Below are 3,423 nucleotides of genomic sequence, written 5' to 3'. Positions count from 1 at the left end.
CTGATTCCCCGCCGCTCGTGGTCCCGCCTTCAGGCGGCTCCTCCCTCCCCACAGCCAGCCGCCTGAAGGCGGGACCACGAGCGGCGGGGAATCAGCGCCCCAGCGCGTCGTCGCGGGTGCTTTCGGCGATGGCGGCGACCTGCCCGATGAGGTCATCCCCGACGCCCAGCTCGCGCAGGGTGCTACCGAGATTCTCGATCACCGCATCCACATGGCTGTCGTTCAAGCCGCGCTCCACGAGGGGGGCGTGACCGCGCCGCATATCGAGACCCGTGTAATTGTGGGGACCGCCGAAGGCCATGGTCAGGAAGGCTTTCTGTTTCGCCGCCTGCTGCGCCATGTCCACGCCTTCGAAGAAATGGCTGATGCGGTCGTCGCCCAGCACCTTGCGGTAGAAGATGTCCACGGCGGCATCGACGGCGGCGGCACCGCCCAGTTTTTCGTAAAGGGATTGGGCGGGCTGATGCTGCTGGTTCCACCAGTCGGCGAGGCTTGCTTGAGTCATGGGTTGCTCCAGGATAGTTGGGGGGATGTTTTTTTAGATGCATCGGAACGAGGCCGCGAAACGCGCCGCTACGTCCGCCCAGCCGGAGAGCAAGCTCAATGCCATAAGCTAAGCGATTGAAATTGTTGGGCGGAGTTGTCCGGTTCTGGCTGGCGTGTCGTCCTTTTAACAGCGCCAACCGGAAGAAGCGGGTTCCGGCGAATCACCGACATAGGCCGCCGCCCACGCGGCGTGCGGGTCCGGGGTGGTTTCGGGGGCGAATGTGTCAAAATGACAACCCCGCGTCCCATTGACCACAGCCCCATGAAAACCCGCCCCGCCGCCAATTCTTACTCTCCCGAGGACGCCGTCCGGCAGGCGGTATTGAACCTGACGGCCAATGTTTCCATGAAGGAGCGCCACCGCCGGTTCCTGGAAATCTTCGCCCAAGCGACCGGCAACCAAGCCTGCGCCCTGCTCCGCCATCAGGACGGCGCGCTGGTGCCGGTGGCGACCCTGGGCCTGTCCCCGGAAGTCCTGGGCCGCAAATTCCGGCCAGACGAGCATCCCCGGCTGGCCGCCATCGTCCAGTCCCGCCGCCCGGTGCGGTTCGCCGCCGCCGACGCCCGCCCCGACCCTTACGACGGACTGATCCTCAACGATCCCCGAGGCAACCTGCGGGTCCACTCCTGCCTGGGTTGCAGCCTGTATAGCGAAACCACCCTGCTGGGCGTTTTGTCGGCGGACGCGCTGGAAGCGGGGGTGTTTGAACGGATCGACGACCACATCTTCCAGACCTTCGCCGCCATCGCCACAGTGGCGCTACGCCATGAGAGCTATGTCGGCGCGTTGCGCGACTTGGCGCGGCATCGCGGGCTGGTGGCCGCCGAACTGGTGAGCGAAGCCCTCGCCCGGAGTAGCCCGGTGCTGGGCGAAAGCCCCGCCATGCGGGAGTTGAACCGGGAAATCGACATCGTTGCCCAGTCCGACCTGACGGTGCTGCTGCTGGGGGAAACCGGCGTCGGCAAGGAGGTGCTGGCCCGCATCATCCACTCCCGCTCCAAGCGGGCGGAGCAGCCCTTGGTGTACGTGAACTGCGCCGCGCTACCCGAGTCCCTGGCGGAAAGCGAGTTGTTCGGCCATGCCCGGGGCGCGTTCAGCGGCGCCACCGCCGACCGGGCTGGCAAGTTCGAACTGGCCGACGGCGGCACGCTGTTTCTGGACGAGGTGGGCGAGTTGCCCTTGTCGGTTCAGGCGAAGCTGTTGCGGGCCGTGCAGTTCGGGGAAATCCAGCGGCTCGGTTCGGATCGGAGCCACCGGGCCGATGTCCGCCTCATCGCCGCCACCAATCGCCATCTCGCCGAAGAAGTCCGGGCCGGTCGCTTCCGCGCCGATCTTTACCACCGGCTCAGCATGTACCCCCTCAACGTCGCGTCCCTGCGGGAGCGGGTCCAGGACATTCCCATTCTGGCGGGTCACTTCCTGGACCAAGCCCGTGCCCGGCTGGGCTTGAAGCGCCTGTCCCTGGCACCTGCGACCATTCGGGCGCTGAATGGCTACGCCTGGCCCGGCAACGTGCGGGAACTGGAACACGTCATGCTGCGGGCGGCGCTGCGGGCCTCCGCCAACCGGGGCGATTCGGTGGTGGTCGAACCCGCCGACCTGGATATTCCCGTTGCATCGGAGGCGGCGCCGGAACGAATCGACGCCTCGCTGGATGCGGCCTCCCTCGCCGCCGCCACGGACGATTTTCAGCGGCGGTTGGTTCAAGCCACGTTCGCCAAGGCCAATGGCAATTGGGCAGAAGCGGCGCGTTTATTGGGGGTGGACCGGGGGAATCTACACCGGCTGGCGAAGCGCTTGGGGCTGAAATAAGGTGATTTCCGATAAGGCTTATTGGCTCGTAGTCCCGGCTTCAGCCGGTCAATACCGGCTAAAGCCGGGATCACGGGCCTTTGTCGGGGCGGCTAGCATCCTGCGTGAGTCCTATTCAAGAAATCGTGGGAGCGGGCTTTCAGCCCGCGACAGCCCCGCCAAGTCGTGGGCTAAAGCCCACTCCCACCGCGTCGCTGGTAGCCATACAGCCAACGGGCGGTGGTCTGGCCCCGGTTCCGCACCGAATGCGCCGCCCCCGCCGGGATGAACAATTCCGCGCCCGGCTCGGGCCGATGCACGGCGCCGTCGATTTCAAATTCCACCCGCCCCTCCATCACCATCACCAGTTCATCGACGCCGTGGACGTAGCCTTCCCAGCATTGGCCGGGCGGGTCCACCCACAGGTCGCAGCTAAAGCCACGGGCGGACCAGTTTTGTTCGACTTCGGTTTGATGGGGCATCGGGAACTCCTGGATGAAAGTTGGTCGGGGTTGAGTTTAACGGGGGATGGCTTGCGGAAGCAGCGGGTTCCCCCGCCTTTTCCGGCCTCACCCCCAACCCTGCCCCCACCCCCGAAACCTAGGCCGTTCCTCCGGCGGTGTCTTGGGTATTTCCGCCAGCACCGACACCAGCAGCGCCACGAACCCAATGAGTTGGATCGCGAAGCCCGCCGCGTGACCGTATTCCCACTGCTTCCTCAACGTCAGCCACACGCCGGGCACCGCTTCCGGCGATGATTGCAGCACCCCGGCGATTTCGAGATTGACCGGGTTGACGACGCCCAGCCACACCCCGAACGCCAGCCATAAACATGCCGCGCCGCCCACCGCCCAAGTGAACGCCCGCCCGCGCCCCCGCAGCAGGAACGCCAGCACGGTGGCCGCGAGAATCGAGCCGAGTTGATAAGCACCGCCGACAATCGCGAAATAGCGGTACAAGGTGCCGTTGACCGTCGTGTAGAGCGACTCGTCGTACTGCATCTTCTGCGGCAATTCCAAGACGTGGGCGGATTCCATGGTCATGGCGAGCGCCGCCAGCAGCAGGGTGATGAAGCGCCAGATGTT

4 protein-coding genes are annotated in these 3,423 nt (G+C 65.6%); 1 reads left to right on the top strand and 3 read right to left on the bottom strand.

Going from position 1 to position 3,423, the window contains the following annotated elements:
- Window positions 1-91 precede the first annotated feature (91 nt).
- Entirely contained in the window at window positions 92-505 is a 414-nt protein-coding gene (locus tag ACXWUF_RS20760; protein WP_458496465.1) for a group I truncated hemoglobin, read from the bottom strand.
- A gap of 303 nt (window positions 506-808) precedes the next feature.
- Between ACXWUF_RS20760 and norR the strand changes: the two genes are divergently transcribed.
- Window positions 809-2,359 carry a nitric oxide reductase transcriptional regulator NorR gene (gene norR / locus ACXWUF_RS20755; protein WP_458496464.1) on the top strand — a complete coding sequence of 517 codons (1,551 nt, stop codon included), beginning with the start codon at window positions 809-811 and terminating at the stop codon, window positions 2,357-2,359.
- Between the two features lie 170 nt (window positions 2,360-2,529).
- Here norR and ACXWUF_RS20750 read toward each other — a convergent pair whose 3' ends face one another.
- Window positions 2,530-2,820, bottom strand: coding sequence for a cupin domain-containing protein (locus ACXWUF_RS20750; protein ID WP_458496463.1), 291 nt, complete (start codon window positions 2,818-2,820; stop codon window positions 2,530-2,532).
- Window positions 2,821-2,907: 87 nt separating this feature from the next.
- Window positions 2,908-3,423: hypothetical protein (locus tag ACXWUF_RS20745; RefSeq protein ID WP_458496462.1), on the bottom strand; the 516-nt coding region annotated here is incomplete at its 5' end.

This window comes from Methylomagnum sp., assembly GCF_054333355.1.
This window is presented reverse-complemented; position numbering and strand designations above follow the sequence as displayed.

Coding starts and splice junctions, on each gene's coding strand:
- ACXWUF_RS20760 (WP_458496465.1), bottom strand. CDS start 505: ATGACTCAAGCAAGCCTCGCCGACTGGTGGAACCAGCAGCATCAGCCC.
- norR (WP_458496464.1), top strand. CDS start 809: ATGAAAACCCGCCCCGCCGCCAATTCTTACTCTCCCGAGGACGCCGTC.
- ACXWUF_RS20750 (WP_458496463.1), bottom strand. CDS start 2,820: ATGCCCCATCAAACCGAAGTCGAACAAAACTGGTCCGCCCGTGGCTTT.